Genomic DNA, 17,244 nt, shown 5'->3' with positions numbered 1-17,244 from the left:
GGTGTATGGATGTCTTGTCCGGATGCAGATTTGCTGGTGGAAGTCTAGGGGCTGGCGACATCAGGCGCGCGACAGCCCGCGATGCCCTGGTGTCATCGCGTGGAGGCTGCTGGCCCGGGCGCGCAATCAGACCCCTGCATCGCGCTGCGGAAGCGCAGCGCCGCAGGACGAGCAGAAACGATCCGCGTGGTCCACGTGGTGGCCCGACGGGCACTTGGCAACGCTGAGCAGCCAAGGCTTGCGGTAGAGGGAGTACAGCATCGAGAAAGCCATGCCATAGAAGAACATCCAGTGCCCGGAGAATCCGCGCAGCAGGGTGGGTGTCACGCCTTGCACTTTCGGTTGGTCGCCCGTCAGGTGGGCGACGATCAAGAAGTTCACGACGGCGTAGGCGAACAGGCCGTAGGTGGCGTAGCGCATCCAGCGTGGAGATCCCGCCAGCGAGCGCTTCCAGCTATGGCGGGATTTCAGGGTGTGGTTGAGCCGCAGGGAAAGCAGCACGGTCGGCAACCAGACGACGAAGACGCCGAAGTGCATGGCGAAGACAGCCTCTCCACCTGGCGGCACATGCCCGGCAAGCGCCATCACGTGGACGATGAGGCTGAGGACGAAGCCGAGGGCGGCGAGCACCAACAGGGGAAGCAAGAGCGCGATCATGCGGTGGCTGCGATGCGAGTGTGGTGCGTTAGGGCGGCGGCGCTAGCTCGGTCACGTGAATGGCCGGGCTGTCGACAAGTTTACAGAGTGAAGTCCAGCCTGAACCCTGCTGTCGCCGACCGGCCAGCGCGCAGACCACTATCGCCGCTTCGTGCTGGATACAATCGACCCGGCCGAGACGGTGGCCATCCGCCTCAATTTGCAGCGCAACGCGCACTCGAAAACGAGCGTTTTCGAGAGGCGGTTGAAGGCTAGCTTGGTCGTCGAGCCGATCCTGCACGAATCGGTGGCTGCCGAAGGTCAGATCGGTAGTAGAAGTAAAAGAGGAAAGCGCGTTCTGACCCCTGTTTTTTAATGTTACATCTGTGTTTTTGATTTTTCTATTAAATAGTTTGCGAACGCCGTGCAAGTCACTAACATGAACTTCGAGTCCGCGAATTTGAGCGATGGCTCGTCGAGCATCGCATGCCTGATGCCACCTGAATCGGATGTGTATCCGTACAGTTTGGCAAGTGCTGATCTAAGGGCTGGATGAATTTTTCCATTTTCCTCTAATGGCTTCAGTGCTTGCCCAAGAGTTGCGTTTGGGTTGCCGGTCAATTCTTTACACAAAGACTCTACGGCACTAATGGATTCTTTGATGGAGTTGCGGTGATCCGGTGCAGTGCGATCCGATAGCATTTGTAGGGCTGCTTTGAAGTGCCTTACAGCGCCGGCATTCAAGTCGCGATTTGTCAGGGCATGCTCGATGCTCTCAATCTCCGCAGGAGCTGTAACTGGCGTGACGCATCCGTCAATTATGCGATAGCCAGATAAGTGTTCTTCCAGAACTCTGTTGGCAAATTTTCCAAGAGAGTCGGCCATTTGATCTGGCGCATATGTAATGATGAATTCAAGTAGGTCATAGCATTCATTCCATTTTGATTTAAAATGAAATTGCCTTATATGTCTGATTGCGTCATGAATGTATGCGGGTGAATGGTCTATTGGTTCATTAAAGAATCTGTGCCAGAGTTGATATATAAGTGTTTGAAGATTGGATCTTTCTACTTGGTTGTATTCGAGATGATTTTTGAAGTGAGACCATATGCACAAATGTAGCGCGTCCCATAGCGCGTTTCGTAGCGGTACATCCATATCATCCGTCTGGATGAGACTCTTTACTGGCTTTAAGCCCATTCGCTCAGAGAAGGACATGATTTCCTTTATTGTCTGACGTCTACTTGAGGCGTGACACGAAGCAGTGTTAGTTTTATTTTGATTGTATGGTTGCTGTATGCGGACCTGATGCCTGCGAAGCGCTGGCTTGGATCTGTAACGAGTCCGATTCGCTTAGCAAGTCAACCTGACCCCATCTTTGGTTAGGGGGCGGGCCCGCGAAGGTAACGCTCCAGCGCCATATTCAGGTGGCTATTAAAGCCTTCCGGGATAAGGCCTTCCTCTGGAGAGTAAAAAAGCCCAGCATAAGAATCGGCTTCAGCAGGGATGTGTGGAACTGGAGCGTCGTTGCTTTTGTTCCCCTGTATGTACATAGCAACCCCGCTAATGAGCCTCACCAGCGCGATACCATGCGCCTGCGCAAACTCGACTGCGCCATCTTGAAAGGCGGATGTGCTAACTAGAATTGCTTTGTTTGCGCCAAGAGACTGTTGCTTCTGGTGCAGAGCTTGAACTAGCTCCCTCTTGATAGGATTCTTGTGTTTTTTACACTCCACGAGCGTCTTGAACTGAACTCCTCCGAGCGCTTTGAAGCGTACTACAACATCAATCTCATAGTCGCCATCAGTGCCGCACAGCAGCTCGCGATGAGCTGTCGAAAATGAGTCAAGCTCATGTCCTACAGATTCAAGCCACATCTTTACCTGAAGCTCGTACTCTTCTGGTGTAATGTCGGATGCGCGCTTAAAATTCGTCATGAGACCTGGCTGTTATTCAAAGAATAATTGTGCATAAAGAAGATGAGTTGTGCGCGGATGCCTCTACTTTTCGGATCATTACACATTCCAAATTCGATCTTTAGCTAGTAGAAAACCAGGGTCAGAGTGTGCTTTCCCTACCCAGGGTCTGGACGTCGCCCGATGGGAAGGGTTGTTCGAACGCAAGAAGCTGATCCCACCTCAGCGGGAAGGATCGCACATGCCACGTCGTCCCCGTTTGGATCTTCCATACGTCGCTCAGCATATCGTGCAGCGGGGCAATGATCAGCAACCATGCTTCTTCGCCAATGTTGATCGTATACGCTACTTGCAGGATCTGCACGAACTGGCACTCAAGCTCGGCATTGCCGTGCATGCTTAAGTATTGATGACCAATCATATGCATTTGTTGCTTACCAGCCAACAGCTCGGTACGACACCGACGCTGATGCAGTCGCTTGGTGGCCGATACGTGCGCTACATCAGCACGCAATGCCATCGCACCGGCACATTGTGGGAAGGTCGCTACAAGTCGTGTCTAGTGCAAGACGAAGCCTATCTGCTTTGCTGTTATCGCTACGTCGAACGCAATCCGGTGCGGGCTGGCATGGTTGCTGATCCAGCGGACTACTGGTGGTCGAGCCATTGCTGCAATTGCCTCGGGCAGGCTAACGCGCTGGTACAACCCCATGCGAGCTATCTAGCCATTGCCCCGGCCGGCCAGCGCGCAGACCACTATCGACGCTTCGTGCTGGATGCGATCGACCCAGACGAGACAGCGACCATACGCCTCAACTTGCAGCGGCAACACGCGCTGGGCAACGACCGTTTCCGTAAGGCGATTGAACGGCAGCTTGGCCGTCGAGCCGGCCCTGCAAGAATCGGGCGGCCGCCGAAGGTCAGATCGGTAGTGGAATAAGATGGAAGTGCACTCTGACCCCTGTTTTGCCTTGATCCCTGTTTTGCCCTCAATGCAGCGCATTACTGACTGTTTCTTATGGTACCTAATGCCTGAACTGAGCCGCGTTGCGAAGCGGCGTCGGCTTGAGTGAATTGTTAGGCTGGTCTAGTTAGCGCTGGCCGGAACCAGAAGTCTGCAAGCGTACTTGCGAGGACCCCATTCAAACGCGAAAGTCTCAGCTACTTCTCTCCATTTGCCCCCTGGGTGTCCGCTCCCATGATTTTCCCCCATGCAAGAACACTCGCAGTGCAGGCCTTTCGCGTCCCAACAAGCCGGAGCGCATTTCTGCTGCTCCCGATAAAGCTGGATTAGATAGACTGCGGAATAGTGTTGTAGAAGTCGGCGCGCAAGCCAGTCATACCAGACAACTGGTGTCTCCCAGCACCTATAACGATCATTCCACTTTGGCTTGTGGCGCTTCTCGCCCCTCAGCCAAGAGTAATTGTTTGGTGCGTACGGCAGTCGAACAAGAAGTGGATTAGAGCCTCCACGGCGAAAGATGACAGGAGGGTTTGCCCTCTGCCAAATTTCCTTGAGTCGCTGATCCTTGACCTCCATGTACCCTGATCTCTCCTAGCCGGTCTAACGCCAGAGTTAAGCCTACCTGCGAAGCGGGTTCGGCTTGAATGAATTGTTAGCCATTAGGCTGTTCTCTAGCAATACGAAGAGTGCCTGACTTGGATGCAAAGGCTTGAGTCTTTCTCCAGAAGACGAAGTCGGAAGTTCCGGGATTAGCTGCCTTAGCATACTCATATGCAGTACTCGATCTGTAGCCTTGCAGGAAAAGGTAAGTGAGATACGACTGGCAGAACTGTGACGCAGTTGCTCCATGAACCGAGCCCACTGGGCCTATGAATGACTCGATGTTCGGGTTACCAGAGACGGATCCACCGAATGTTTTACTGCCTGTTTTGCAGCAAAGCGAAATGACCTGCTTTGCCTCACCAATCCCATTCTCAGTGCTGAGGATCTGAATCAGATCGCCGGCTTTGACGGTAGTGTCCTCTCCAAACAATAGTGACTGCGAATCGCCATGCCCTATCAAAATAAGATGGCTTGTTACTGCGTGCAGAGCAGTCCAAATATGTTTGAGCTCTCCCGGCGTCCTGATAGTGTAGTTCTTGATATAGTCGTCACTAAGAAGGAGTCGAGTAAACTGCAAGATTGACTTTTTAAGAGGCGCTAACAGCGTTTCTTCTGTCTTATAGTCGCCGATCTCAATGATTAAGATGCCGAGCTTCTTTCGTACTACGGAGAGAGAAATATCCTCCGATAGGCTTCCGTCACGTAAGTCAACCTTGACGGATCGGTCTGTAACTTCACGCACCTTCGTTGAAGCCATCGAGAATGGATACTCGTCGCCAACTCCTAGCTTGGAAGCGGGAACGTGAACGCTTTCCCCAACGACGTAAGGCATGCAGGCTTCCCCTGATGGCTAAACTACTATTCGGCGGCAAAATGGAGTGTAAAGCAGGTGTATAGCGAGGACATGCTGCTACCTTTCGGGGCAGTACGCATCCAAAAATCGATCTTTCGCCATTCTCGCTGTCGCATAATCCTTGCGTCTAACCCTAGGCCATTCCCAGTGCGTTCCCGCACCGGACCAACGCTACCACTTGTTGACGTACGTCACAAGTTAAAGGCCGCTCGGCGAACCGCCGGCGGCCTTAATTTGTAGACAAGTTGTTTGACCCCGCGCCATCCGGATTTACCGGACGACGCGCTCCGCGAGTAACTCAGTTACCGGGCGCACTCCAAACCTGCGCTTTAACCCCGCGCACGCTGGCATCCACCGCACTATCCAGATCAAACACAATCACGCTATTGCCGCCTTTGCGCTGCCAAGGCGCCGGAAAATACAACGCCCGCTGCGGCCCAATCTTCCAGTGCCTGCCCAGGTTGTGCCCATTTGCCCAGGCGAAGCCTTTGCCGAAGGCCTGCATGTCCAGGAACGTATCGGCAGGCGTACCGATCTTCACCGTGCCGCGGTGGAAGGCGGGGCCATCGACCTTGGCGGTGGTCCAGCCGGTGAGCTTGCTTGGGTCGTCCATCGGCAGGGGGAAGGTCTGCCAGCCGGTGAGTTGCTTGCCGTCGAGCAGCACGGGGTCGACCAGGCCGGCGTGGCCGTCGGGCAGGTGGGCGCCGTAGTTGATGCGGCCGGTGTTCTCCACCAGCACGTCGAGGGTGTGGGAGCCGGCGGGGATGTCCACGTCCACCGCCACTTGCTGCAGGCGGCGCTCGGCGCTGCCGGCCAGCTTCCGGTCGACGTAGACGCGTGCGTAGTCGCGCACGTCGCCCAGGTACAGGCTGCCCTTGCGCTGGCCGGTGACGGTGGTGCGGTAGAGGATGTAGCCGTAGGCCTGGCCGTAGCGCTCCATCGGCTGCGGGGTGTCGGTGGTGGCGGCCGGAGCGGGCAGGTTGTCCCACAGCGAGGCGGATTCGCGCAGCGGCGTGGTCGGCAATTCGGTGAAGCGGATCGGCTTGGGCAGCGCGGGCGGGGCGATGCCGGTGACGCGCTGGATGGCGTCGCGGAACAGGGTGAACTTGGGGGTGGGGCGGCCGGCTTCGTCGAGCACGGCGTCGTAGTCGTAGCTGGTGGTCTGCGGGGCGTAGTGGTCGCTGGGGTTCTTCTGGAAGTTGGCGCCATTCATGAAGCCGAAACTGGTGCCGCCGACGAACATGTAGAGGTTGGCGGAGTGGCCCTGGCGCAGGATCCATTCGAATTCGCTGGCCTGCTTGGCGGCATCGGTGGACGCGTGCTTCTCGCCCCATTGGTCGAACCAGCCGGCCCAGTATTCGCCGACCATCTGCGGTTGCCCGGGGCGGAACTTGGCCAGGGTCTCGAAGGCGTTCTTGGCGTCGCCGGGGGCGAAGTTCACCACGGCCAGGGTGTCGGGCAGGGTGCCGTTGGCGAGCACGTCGGGGCCGTCGGCGGTGAACAGCAGGGCCTTGTCGAAGCCGGCCTGGACGAACATGGCGCGGTTGCGACGCATGTAGGCGTGGTCGTCGCCGTAGGAGCCGTATTCGTTCTCCACCTGCACGGCGACGATCGGGCCGCCGTTGCCGTTGAGCCGCGGTTTGACCTGGGCGGCGAGGGCGTCCAGGTAGGCCTGGCTGGCGGCGAGGAAGCGCGGGTCCTGGCTGCGCACGCGCATGCCGGGCTCGGCGAACAGCCACGCCGGGTAGCCGCCGGCTTCCCACTCGGCGCACACGTAGGGGCCGGGCCGCAGGATCACGTTGAGGCCTTGCGCGGCGGCTTCGTCGACGAAGGCGGCGATGTCGTTGTTGCCGCTGAAGTCGAACTGGCCCGGCCGCGGTTCCACCAGGTTCCAGAACACGTAGGTCTCCACCGTGTTCAGGCCCATCGCGCGCGCTTTCTGCAGGCGGTCCTTCCAGTAGGCGCGGGGGATGCGCTGGAAGTGGATGGCGCCGGAGATGACCTGGTACGGCTTGCCGTCGCGGATGAAGTGATCGCCCTGGGTGGCGAAGATGGGCCAGGCGGTGCCGCTGTCGGCCGCGCGCACGTGGGTGGCGGGCAGGGCGAACGCCAGGGCGAGGGCGAGAGCGGCGAGGGTCTTACGCGGCATGGGGGATTCTCGAAAAAAGCGATGCGAGTGCGACAGTAGGACGACCGGAGCGCGCGCCGTCGTGCATCGGGTCACGCACAGGCGCGGATGTGGGGAACCACCAATCCCGATTCCCCAATCCCGATTCCCGGCCGTCAGCTAAACGATGGCGGCAGATCGTCCTTGCCCGCACCGAACGCGGTGTTGGGCTTGGACCCCATCTCCAGTTCCAGCGTGCCGCCCGCAGCGAGGTCGGCATGACGCAGCCAGCTGCGGGTGTAGGGCTTGCCGTTCCAGCGGGCACTCTGGATGTAGACGTTGGTCGCGCTGTTGCCGTGGGCGACGATGCGCAGGGTGCGGCCGTTGCCCACGTCCAGTTCGGCGCGCTTGAACAGCGGGCTGCCCAGCACGTAGTTGGCGCTGACCGGGTCCACCGCGTACAGGCCCAGTGCGCTGAGCACGAACCAGGCGCTCATCTGCCCGCAGTCCTCGTTGCCGGACAGGCCGTTGCGCGCGTCGTGGTACTGCTCGCGCAGCAGCCGCCGCACCATCGCCTGGGTCTTGTACGGCTGCCCGGCGTAGGCGTAGAGGTAGGCGACGTGGTGGCTGGGTTCGTTGCCGTGCGCGTACTGGCCGACCATGCCGTCGATGTCCGGCGGTGCGTCCGCCGGCAGTTCGGAGCTGGTGGTGAACAGTTCGTCGAGCTTGGCGACGAAGTGGTCGCGGCCGCCGAACAGGTCCATGTAGCCGTACAGGTCGTGCTGGTTGAGGAAGGTGGCCTGCCAGGCGTTGGACTCGGTGAAGTCGCGCCACTGCGCGCTGTGGCCCATCGCACGCGGATCGAACGGGGTGGCCCACTGGCCGTCGCTCAGGCGCGGCTGCACGAAGTTACTCTCGCGGTTGAACACGTTGCGGTACTGGCGCGAGCGTTCGCGCAGGTGCTTGGCATCGTCGTCGGCGCCGACCGCCTGAGCCAGGTGCGCCACCGCCCAGTCGTCGTAGGCGAATTCCAGGGTGCGGCTGACCGATTCGTCGACCTTGTCGCAGGGGATATAGCCCATCGTCCGGTACAGCGCCAGGCCGTGCACGTCGTCGTCCATCGCGCGCTTGCGCCAGGCCGGGTAGGCGGCTTTCCAGTCGATGCCGGTGAAGCCCTTGGCATGCGCCTCGGCCAGCACCACGGCGGAGTGGTAGCCGATCATGCAGTCGGTCTCCACGCCCTGCAGTGGCCAGATGGCGACGCCCTGCGGGCATTCGTGGGCACCGCGCACCAGGCACTGCACCAGGTCGGGCACGCGCTCGGGCTGCACCAGGGTCAGCAAGGGATGCAGGGCGCGGTAGGTGTCCCACAGCGAGTAGGTGCTGTAGTTGTGGTAGCCGGCCGGCGCCTGGTGCACCTGCAGGTCCATGCCGCGGTAGCGGCCGTCGGTGTCGCTGAACAGAGTCGGCGCGATCAGGCTGTGGTACAGCGCGGTGTAGAAGATGCGGCGCTGCGCCTCGTCGTCGCTGTCGATGCGCACCCGGCCCAGTTCCTTCTCCCATTCGGCGACGGCGGCGGCGTGCACGCGGGCGAAGTCGAAGTCGGGAAGTTCCGCGTCGAGGTTGGCCAGGGCGTTCTCGGCGCTGACCGCGGAGATGCCGACCTTGACCAGCAGCGGCGCGTCGGCGGCATCGGGGTAGTGCAGGGCCAGTTTCAGCCGGTTGCCGTCGGCGCTGCGCGCGCTCGCGGCCAGCGGCTGGTCGTCGGCATACAGTTGCGCGCTGGCGAACGGCCGCGACAGGCGCATGGCGAAGTAGATGTAGCGGCCCTTGGCCCACTGGTAGACGCGGCGGCCGCCAGTGACGGTCTGCGTGTCGACCAGGCGCAGGCTCGCGTCTTCGACGCGGGCGGGGATCTCCGGCTTGTCCTGCATGCCGTGGCACAGGTCCAGCAGCAGGTGCGCCGGCTCGCCCTTGGGGAAGTGGTAGCGGTGCAGGCCGGCGCGTGCGGTGGCGGTGAGCTCGGCATGCACGCCGCTGTCCTTCAGGCGCACGCGGTAGTAGCCGGGCGAGGCGGCTTCGTCGGCGTGGTCGAAGCGCGAGCGGTAGCCTGTCTCGGGGTGCTCGCGCGTGCCGGGCTGCAGCTTCACCGGGCCGGTGGCCGGCACCACCAGGAAATCGAGCATGTCGCCGATGCCGGTGCCGGACAGGTGGGTGTGCGAGAAGCCCATGATCGAGCTGTCGTCGGCGTGGTAGCCGGAGCAGGCGTCCCAGTCGGCGTTGTAGGTGTCCGGGCTCAGTTGCACCATGCCGAACGGCAGCGTGGCGCCGGGGAAGGTATGGCCGTGGCCGCCGGTGCCGATGAACACGTCGACGTTGCGGGTGAGCTCGGCCTTGGCGCGCGCATCGGCCGGCAGCGCGTAGCTGCCGGCGCGTGCCTGCGCCAGGCGCGCGATGCCGCTGCTGCCGAACAGGGCCAGGGCGATGGCGCCCTGCAGGAAACCGCGTCGTGTGGCCATGGTGCTGTCCTCGGGGTGTGCGGCGGTGCGGTGGGGGTGTGTTTGCTGTTGTGGGAGGCACTTCCGTCCCGACGCGTTGTCGGTCAGGCCCGTCGGGACTGAAGTCCCTCCCACAGATGCAGTGATCGCGTCAGGCCTTCAGCAACTGCGGCTTGCGCTGATGCAGATCGATGATCAGCTCGCCGAACAAGGTGTTGGCCCAGGCGAACCAGTCGCGGGTGAAGGTGCTCGGGTTGTCCTTGTCGAAGGCTTCGTGCATGAAGCCGCTGCCGGCGTCGGTGGTCTTGAGCCACTGCAGGCACTGGCGGATCTGCGCGTCGTCGTCGCTGGCCAGGGCGTACTGCATCAGCGACATCGGCCAGATCGTGCCCAGGCCGCTGTGCGGGCTGCCCACGCCGTCGGCGGCGCGGCCGCGATAGAAGTACGGGTTGCGCTCGCTCCAGGCCAGTTGCCGGGTGCGCAGGAACACGGGATCGCGGCGATCGCAGCAGCCCAGGTAGGCCAGGCTCAGCAGGCCGGGCGCGTTGGCGTCGTCGATGAACAACTGGTTGCCGTAGCCGTCCACCTCGTAGGCCCAGAACGGCTGACCGTCGGCGTCGCGCATCTGCCCGAACTTTCGGGTGGCCGTCTCGACCTCGTCGGCCAGGGCGCGGCACTCGCCGGCGAAGGCGGCGTCGTGATGCAGCGCCTCGCTCATCGTCGCCAGTTGCCGCAGCGAGGTCACCGCGAACAGGTTGGCGGGGACGAACAGCGGGTACAGGCAGGCGTCGTCGGACGGGCGGAACATCGAGTGGATCATGCCGTTGGGCCGGGTCGGCTGCCCGTAGCCATCCAGCACCAGGGTTTCGGTCGCCAGCGGCGAGGGCCGCTGAAAACTGTACGGCCCACGGCCGTGCAGGCGCTGCTGCTCGCGGAAGGTGCGCACCACCACGTGCATGGCGTCGCGCCAGTCGTCGTCGAACGGCGCGGTATCGCCGCTGGCGCGCCAGTACTCGTGCGCCAGGCGGATTGGGTAGCACAGCGAATCCACTTCCCATTTGCGCTCGCCGACGCCGGGCTTCATCTCGGTGATGTCGGCCACCGACCACTTCAGGCGCTGGCTGGTGCCGTCGGGCAGGAACGCGTTGGCGTAGGGATCCAGTCGGATGCAGGCGGCCTGGCGCTGGATCAGCCCATGGAACATGCGCCGCAGCGCCGGGTCGCGCTTGGCCAGCGGCACGTAGGGATGCACCTGCGCGGAGGAGTCGCGCAGCCACATCGCCTCGATGTCGCCGGTGATGACGAAGGTGTCCGGCTTGCCGTTGCGGGTGCCGGTCTCGACGGTGGTGTCGAGGGTGTTGGGGTAGCAGTTCTCGAACAGCCAGGCCAGGCGCGGATCGGCGATGCCGGCCTTGACCGTGTGCAACTGGCGCTCGACCGCGGCGCTGACGAAGCGGCGCTTGCCCGGCGGCGGCCGCTTGCTGAGCAGCGCGGTGGAGGCCGAGGCCGCGGCGGCGGCCGGCATCGCCCCGCTCAGCAGCGCGGCGCCGGCGCTGGCGCCGAGGAAGTGGAGGATGTCGCGGCGGGTGGGCATGGCCTGGAACGCTCCGTGGAATCGACGAACGCTCCCGGCACGGGCCGGCACCGGGGAGGCGCCGGCCGCGGCCGGGAGGGCAGGTTGATGGTACCTATGACGGACCAATTTACGACGACCTTACAACGTGTGGCCGTCCGATGCATCCTGCGACCGCACAACCGGCCGGCTCAGTGGTGGTGATGCGCGCCGTGCCAGTGCATCGGCCCCGAGCACACGCACTCGCCGTCGTCGTCGCCGTTGCCGGCATGGCCGAACAAGGCCTCCAGCAGCCGCCGCGACGGGCTCCACTCGCCGATGGCCGGGTGGATCAGCATCGCCTTGCAGGCGTCCAGGTGGCTGCCGCTGAGCGCGGCGTCGATGGCGGCGTGCTCGTAGGCCTTGACCGTGCGCACCAGGCCCTGGATCGCCTCGGGCATCGGCCGCGCCGGCAGCGGGGTGATGCGGTCGCGCTCGATGGTGGAGGAGATCTCGACGATGTCGTCGTCGGCCAGTTCCGGCATGCAGCCCTGGTTGCGCACGTTGACCACGTGCCGCCCCGGCAGCGCGCCGGTCAGTGAACTCATCACATCCACGGCGATGCGGTGGTAGCCGGTGCTGGCGCGGAACGGGTCCGGCTGCGGCGCGAGGTCGTCGGCGAAGGCCGAGCCGGCCTCGGCCTCCAGCCGCATGTACGAGCCGGAGCGCTGCTGCAGGTAGGCGGCGTAGGTCTGCACCGCGCCGCTGCCGTCGCCGGCGTTGAGGCGGCTGCGCAGGTCGGCGATCAGGGTGTGGTTGAGCCGTTCGATCTCGCTGCCGCGGCTGGCGCCGCTGGCGCGCTGGTTCTCCAAGGCGCGACTACGCTCGTAGTAGAAGTACAGGTACTCGGTGGGGATCAGCCGCAGCGTGCGCAGCATGTCGAAGTCGAACAGCGGCGCCAGGTACAGCTGGCGCAGGATCGCGTCGTCGGCCAGGATGCGGTCGAGCACGTCCTCGCCGCGCACGCGCACCGCGCGGATCCAGCCCAGGTGGTTGAGGCCGACGTACTCGCAGTCCACGTCCGCGAGCGGCTCGCCGAGCGCGCGGGCGATGTTGTGGAACAGCTCCACCGGCGTGTCGCAGATGCCGACCACGCGCGCGCGGGTGTGGCGGCTGATGGCCTGGGTAATCAGCCCGGCCGGGTTGGTGAAGCTGACCAGCCAGGCGTCGGGGCTGAGCCGCTCCACCATGCGCGCCTGCTCGATCGCCACCGGCACCGTGCGCAGCGCCTTGGCGACACCGCCGGGGCCGGTGGTCTCCTGCCCGGCGTAGCCGTGGCGGATGATGGTGTGCTCGTCGGTGGCGCGCTGGTGGATGCCGCCGATGCGGATGCTGTTGAGCACGAAGTGCGCGCCGTCGATCGCCGCTTCCGCCGAACTGGCCGCGTTGACCTGCAGATCGCCGCCGAACTCGGCGACCACCGCGCGGCCCAGCGCGACCATCAGCGCCAGCCGCTCCTGGTCGGGATCGTAGAGCACGATCTCGCGCGCACCGAGCGCTTCGGCGGCATCGTTGACGCCGTACACCACCAGCGGCGCACGCACGCCGCCGCCGCCGATCAGGGCGAGCTTACGGTTGGGAAAGGAACTGCTCATGGAGACTCCTGAGACGTGGGGGATCGGGAAGGCCGTCGAGCGCGCCGAGCGCGGTGCAGCAGGCGGCGCCGCACAGGCAGCCGCGCTGCGCGCAGGCGTCGAGGGAAAGGTGGTCCAGCAGCGCGTCGATGAAGCCGGCATCGAAGGCGTCGCCGGCGCCGGTGGTGTCCTGCACGGCGACGACGGGCGCGGCAACCAATCGTGCGCCGGCCGCATCCACCACGCAGGCGCCGGCGCCACCGAGCTTGATCGTCACCTGCGCCAGCCCCAGCGCCTGAGCCCAGGCGGCGCAGGACGCGGCATCGTCGCCGTTGCAACCGGCCAGCGCGGCCTCTTTCTGGTTGGGCAGGAAGTGATCGACCGCGCGGCAGGTGGCGTGGTTGTCCGGATCGGCCAGCCAGGCCGGGTTGAAGCCCACGTCCAGCGAGGTGCTGCAGCCGGCCGCGCGCAACGCCGGTAGCAACGTGCGCGCCAGCGTCGCCGGCAGCGGCAGGGCGAAGTGCACATGGCGCGCGGCGCACATGGCCTCCAGTGCGGCCGCGCTGCCCAACAGCGGTTCCAGCTCGGCGTTGGCGCCGTGGTAGGTGAAGAACGAGCGGTCGTCGTGCAGCGACACGCTGGCGGTGACGCCGGTGCCGGCGGGGTGGTCGACCAGGCCTTCGGTGCCGACGCCGAACGCGCCCAGGCGCTGCGCGAACCAGTCGCGGTCGCCGGCGCCGATCGCGCCGATCAGCGTGACCTTGCGTCCGAGCCGCGCCAGCCCGCAGGCGGTGTTGACGGTGCCGCCACCGAGGTCGCGATGGTAGTGCCGCGCCATCGCTTCCTCGCCCGGCCCGGGCCAGGCGGTGAAGCCGCTGAAGATGTGGTCGAGATAGACCTCGCCGACCACCGCGACGTCATGGGTTTTCATTGCTGGAAGGGCCATGCTGCCTCGCGTTTGGCCTGGATGAGATAGAGCGCGGTGCCCGCGCACAGCGCCAGCACCGCCGCCAGCAGCCGCGGCAGCGGGCTGGTGGCCAGCAGCGCCAGCCAGCCGCAGACGCTGATCAGCAGCGGCCACGGATACAGCGGCATGGCGAAGCGCGCGCGGCGCCGCGGCTGCCGCCGCAGCAGCACCACCGCCAGGCATTGCGCCAGGAACTGGAACAGGATCTGGATGATCATCAGCGTGGCGATCAGGTCGTCCAGCGACAGCGGGCAGGCCAGTGCCGAGGTGATGCCGACGAACAGCAGCGACACGGTGGGGAAGCGCCCGCGCGGATGCAGCCGCGCGAACACGCCGAAGAACTGGCCGGACGCGGCCGCGGCATACGGCACCCGCGAGTAGCCCAGCAGCACCACCAGCGCCGAGCCCCAACTGGCGAGCACGATCAGCGCCACCGCCACGGTGCTGCCCACCGGGCCGTAGATGGCCTGCATGAAGTCGGCCACCACCGCCTTGGACTGCGCCGCCTGCTGCCACGGCAGCACGCCGAGCAGGGTCACGTTCAAGCCCAGGTACAGCACCGCCACGATCGGGATCGACCACAGCACCGCGCGCGGAATCGTACGGCGCGGCTTGCGGATCTCGCCGCCGAGCATGCACACGTTGTTGTAGCCGCCGTAGTCGTACACCGCGATCAGCGCCACCGCGCCGAAGCCCAGCCAGAAGCCGTGCGGCGACGCCGGCCGCGCCTGCAGGAACTCGCGCGCCAGTGCCATGTCGAAATGCAGCGCGCCGCTGAGCACGATCCACACGCAGGCGGCGATCACCACCGCACTGACCAGCAGCGACAGCAACTGCACCGAGCGCACCTGCCGGTACAGCAGCGCGGTGTTGAACAGGCACAGCGCCATGGCGATGCCGGTGAGCGCGGTGTGGCTCAGCCCGGGCATCAGGTAGGCCAGGTACTGCGCGCAGCCGACTGCCGCCGCCGCCACCGACAGCGGCGCGGTCAGCAGCGTCTGCCACAGGTAAAGGAAACCGAACAGGCGCCCGGCGCGATCGCGGCCATAGGCCTCGCGCAGGTAGTGGTACGGCCCGCCCGAGCGCGGGATCGCCGAACCCAGTTCGGCCCACACCAGGCCGTCGCACAGGCACAGCAGCGCGCCGACCACCCAGCCCAGCAGCACCGCCGGCCCGGCCAGCGCCGACAGCGCCAGCGGGATGGTGATGAACGGGCCGATCCCGATCATGTTGAGCAGGTTGGCCGACAGCGCGCTCCAGAACCCCAGCGTGCGCGGCGGCGCGTCCTGGTCCGCGGCGGACGGGGAGGACGCGACGGGTGCGGCGAGCGATGTCATGTGCATGCGCGATCCTGCGGGGAGGGAAGGGATGCGACGGGCTGCGTGGCAGGGGTGGGGACGAGACCGTCGGCGCACCGCACCAGGCCCGGTTGCAGGCGATGCAGATCGAGGATCAGCACCTGGTTGGCACCGGCGCGCAGCCAGGCGCCGGGGCAGTACAGGCACTGCTGCGGGCCGATGTCCCAGTAGCGGCCGAGCAGGCGCCCGTTGACCCACAGATAGCCCTTGCGCCAGTCGCGCATGTCCAGGTGCACGTCGCCGGGCTGGTCGATAGTGAACTCGGTGGCGAAGAACAGGCCCGGGCGCTGCGGCGGTGCCTGCAGTGGGCGCAGCGACGGCGTCGGATCCATGTCCAGCGCTAGCCCGCGCACCTCCCAACTGTGCAGGTCCTGGCCATCGAGCCGCACCGGACCGAGCAGGCCCTTGCGATCGCCCAGCGCCGGGCCAAAGTTGATGTGGCCGAAGCTGTCGACCAGCACCTCCAGATCGCGCGTGTCCTGCGCTGCATCGGGCAGGCGCAACTGCAGCGCGCTGTGCAGGCGCGGATGCCGCACCCGCGACACGTGGTCCAGTTCGCGCCCGTCCAGATGCACCACCGCGTAGTCGTGGACCTGTCCCAGGTGCAGCGTCCGGCCCGCACCGATCCGCTGCCGATACAGCACCAGGCCCTGGTCCTGGCCGAGCAGGCGCTGGTTGTCGATCGGAGTGTCGGTCTGCAGCGCGGGGCCGAGGTTGTCCCACAGCGCGGCCACGGGCGTGGCCTGCACCGCAGCGAACTTCGCGCGGCGCGGTGCGGCCGGTAGCGGGGGCGGTGGCGCATCTGCCTGCGCGGCGATGATCTTGCGCAGCGTGAAATAGGTCGGCGTCGCACGGCCGGCCTCGTCGATCGGCGCGCCATAGTCGTAGCTGGTCAGCGCCGGCTGGAACTGCGAACCGTCGTCCTCGGCATTGGCCCCGGCACTGAGACCGAAATTGGTGCCACCGTGCACTACGTACAGATTGAACGAATAGCCGGCGGCGGCGATGCGGCGCAGTAGCGGCGCATAGTCGCGACGCGCGAACTTCGGCTCGCCCCAGTGCGTGAGCCAGCCGGGGTAGCCCTCGGACACCCACACCGGCGCCTGCCCGGCTAAGGCCGTGGCCGCCTGCAGATCGTGCAGATCGGGACCATCGAGGCCTAGCGCGGCGCCGGGCAGCATCGCCTGGCGCCGCCGCAGATCCTTGAGCCCTTCGGCCAGCGAGAACGGCCCGTCGACCCCATGCCCCCGCCACAGCGCGGCCAGCGCCTGCAGATAGCCGACGTCGCTGCCGTGCATCGAGTATTCGTTCTCGATCTGCAGCATCAGCACCGGCCCACCGGCACTGGCCATCAACGGCGCGATGCGCGGCGCGATCGCCCCGATGTAGCGCTCCACCGCCGCCATGTAGCGCGCATCGTGGCGATCGCGCAGACGGATGTTCGCCTCGCGCAGCAGATACGGCGGCAACCCGCCCAGCGTCCACTCCGCGCACACATACGGACCCGGGCGCAGATACACCCACAACCCTTCCTGCTGGCACAGCCGGATGAATCCGACGAAATCGCGTTCGCCGCTGTCCAGATCGAACTGCCCCGGCGCCGTTTCCAGCGCATTCCACATCAGGTACAGCGCGATGGTATTCAGCCCCATCGCCTTGGCCATGCGAATCCGATGCAACCAATCCGCCTTCGCGATCCGCAGCGGATGCAGTTCTCCACTGCGGATCTGCCAGGGTTGCCCGTCCAGCGTGAAGCGGCCCTGGGCGAAACCGAATGTGTGCGGCCGCCCGTCCGGCACCGGCGCTGATGCCGGCGCCGCCGCGCGCAGCATCGGCATCGCCGCCAAGCCCAACGGCGCCAGCAAACCGAACCGACAGAATGCGCGGCGTTTCAATGCGCGCTCCAGGAGGATCGTTGCAGTTGCAGTTGCAGTTGCCTTGGTTGTTGCTGTTGCTCTTCAGCTTTTGCTCTTCCCGGGTCCCCTCCGCAGCGGCGGAGCTGGCGGGTAAAACCCCCCGCAGGGGGGCGGCGCACAAGGATGTGCGCCGTTTTCGGCCGGGGCAGGATGCCCCGTCCGAAAATCCCGCTAGCGGAGCGGACCCGCGCAGCGGGCGCGAAGGCGGGGTGTGCTTTCTTTTGGTTACTTTTCTTTGCA

General features: G+C 64.7%; 14 protein-coding genes. 2 read left to right on the top strand and 12 right to left on the bottom strand.

Going from position 1 to position 17,244, the window contains the following annotated elements; translation table 11 throughout:
• Positions 1 to 126: 126 nt before the first annotated feature.
• From D183_RS0100990 to D183_RS27870, 4 genes are all read right to left on the bottom strand, one after another.
• Positions 127 to 657: a hypothetical protein gene (locus tag D183_RS0100990; RefSeq protein ID WP_017907334.1), complete on the bottom strand. Its 531-nt coding sequence runs from the start codon at positions 655 to 657 to the stop codon at positions 127 to 129.
• A 357-nt stretch (positions 658 to 1,014) separates the two neighbouring features.
• Positions 1,015 to 1,854 carry an AbiJ-NTD4 domain-containing protein gene (locus tag D183_RS27165; protein ID WP_157835130.1) on the bottom strand — a complete coding sequence of 280 codons (840 nt, stop codon included), beginning with the start codon at positions 1,852 to 1,854 and terminating at the stop codon, positions 1,015 to 1,017.
• Positions 1,855 to 2,018: 164 nt separating this feature from the next.
• Positions 2,019 to 2,573 (bottom strand): restriction endonuclease, encoded by a 555-nt coding sequence (locus tag D183_RS26110; RefSeq protein ID WP_081613226.1) that lies wholly within the window; start codon positions 2,571 to 2,573, stop codon positions 2,019 to 2,021.
• Between the two features lie 121 nt (positions 2,574 to 2,694).
• Positions 2,695 to 2,949, bottom strand: coding sequence for a hypothetical protein (locus tag D183_RS27870; RefSeq protein ID WP_232757174.1), 255 nt, complete (start codon positions 2,947 to 2,949; stop codon positions 2,695 to 2,697).
• A gap of 12 nt (positions 2,950 to 2,961) precedes the next feature.
• On the opposite strand from D183_RS27870, the gene D183_RS26105 reads away from it, so the two are divergent.
• On the top strand, positions 2,962 to 3,492 hold the full coding sequence (locus D183_RS26105; protein ID WP_232757173.1) for a transposase: 531 nt from the start codon (positions 2,962 to 2,964) through the stop codon (positions 3,490 to 3,492).
• 676 nt (positions 3,493 to 4,168) lie between these two features.
• Here the strand turns inward: D183_RS26105 and D183_RS27160 are convergent.
• From D183_RS27160 to D183_RS0100950, 8 genes are all read right to left on the bottom strand, one after another.
• The gene (locus tag D183_RS27160) at positions 4,169 to 4,951 is read right to left on the bottom strand and encodes a hypothetical protein (RefSeq protein WP_157835129.1); all 783 of its coding nucleotides are present in this window, start codon (positions 4,949 to 4,951) and stop codon (positions 4,169 to 4,171) included.
• A gap of 319 nt (positions 4,952 to 5,270) precedes the next feature.
• Positions 5,271 to 7,121 carry a glycoside hydrolase family 35 protein gene (locus D183_RS0100980; RefSeq protein WP_017907332.1) on the bottom strand — a complete coding sequence of 617 codons (1,851 nt, stop codon included), beginning with the start codon at positions 7,119 to 7,121 and terminating at the stop codon, positions 5,271 to 5,273.
• A 134-nt stretch (positions 7,122 to 7,255) separates the two neighbouring features.
• Positions 7,256 to 9,598 carry a GH92 family glycosyl hydrolase gene (locus tag D183_RS0100975; RefSeq protein WP_017907331.1) on the bottom strand — a complete coding sequence of 781 codons (2,343 nt, stop codon included), beginning with the start codon at positions 9,596 to 9,598 and terminating at the stop codon, positions 7,256 to 7,258.
• A gap of 130 nt (positions 9,599 to 9,728) precedes the next feature.
• Positions 9,729 to 11,171 (bottom strand): glycoside hydrolase family 125 protein, encoded by a 1,443-nt coding sequence (locus D183_RS0100970; protein WP_017907330.1) that lies wholly within the window; start codon positions 11,169 to 11,171, stop codon positions 9,729 to 9,731.
• Positions 11,172 to 11,341: 170 nt separating this feature from the next.
• Positions 11,342 to 12,784 (bottom strand): 6-phospho-beta-glucosidase, encoded by a 1,443-nt coding sequence (locus tag D183_RS0100965; protein WP_017907329.1) that lies wholly within the window; start codon positions 12,782 to 12,784, stop codon positions 11,342 to 11,344.
• Positions 12,759 to 13,694 carry a carbohydrate kinase family protein gene (locus D183_RS0100960; protein ID WP_017907328.1) on the bottom strand — a complete coding sequence of 312 codons (936 nt, stop codon included), beginning with the start codon at positions 13,692 to 13,694 and terminating at the stop codon, positions 12,759 to 12,761. Before D183_RS0100960 ends, D183_RS0100965 begins: the two co-directional genes overlap by 26 nt.
• Positions 13,691 to 15,067 carry an APC family permease gene (locus D183_RS0100955; protein WP_017907327.1) on the bottom strand — a complete coding sequence of 459 codons (1,377 nt, stop codon included), beginning with the start codon at positions 15,065 to 15,067 and terminating at the stop codon, positions 13,691 to 13,693. The genes D183_RS0100960 and D183_RS0100955 overlap by 4 nt, the downstream gene beginning before the upstream one ends.
• Positions 15,064 to 16,983: a beta-galactosidase gene (locus D183_RS0100950; RefSeq protein WP_026144079.1), complete on the bottom strand. Its 1,920-nt coding sequence runs from the start codon at positions 16,981 to 16,983 to the stop codon at positions 15,064 to 15,066. The genes D183_RS0100955 and D183_RS0100950 overlap by 4 nt, the downstream gene beginning before the upstream one ends.
• A gap of 20 nt (positions 16,984 to 17,003) precedes the next feature.
• On the opposite strand from D183_RS0100950, the gene D183_RS27865 reads away from it, so the two are divergent.
• Positions 17,004 to 17,244, top strand: a 241-nt coding sequence (locus tag D183_RS27865; protein ID WP_232757172.1) for a hypothetical protein, incomplete at its 3' end; no start/stop codon positions are given.

The sequence above is a fragment of the Xanthomonas sp. SHU 199 genome (genome assembly GCF_000364665.1).
Classification (GTDB): domain Bacteria; phylum Pseudomonadota; class Gammaproteobacteria; order Xanthomonadales; family Xanthomonadaceae; genus Xanthomonas_A; species Xanthomonas_A sontii.
This window is presented reverse-complemented; position numbering and strand designations above follow the sequence as displayed.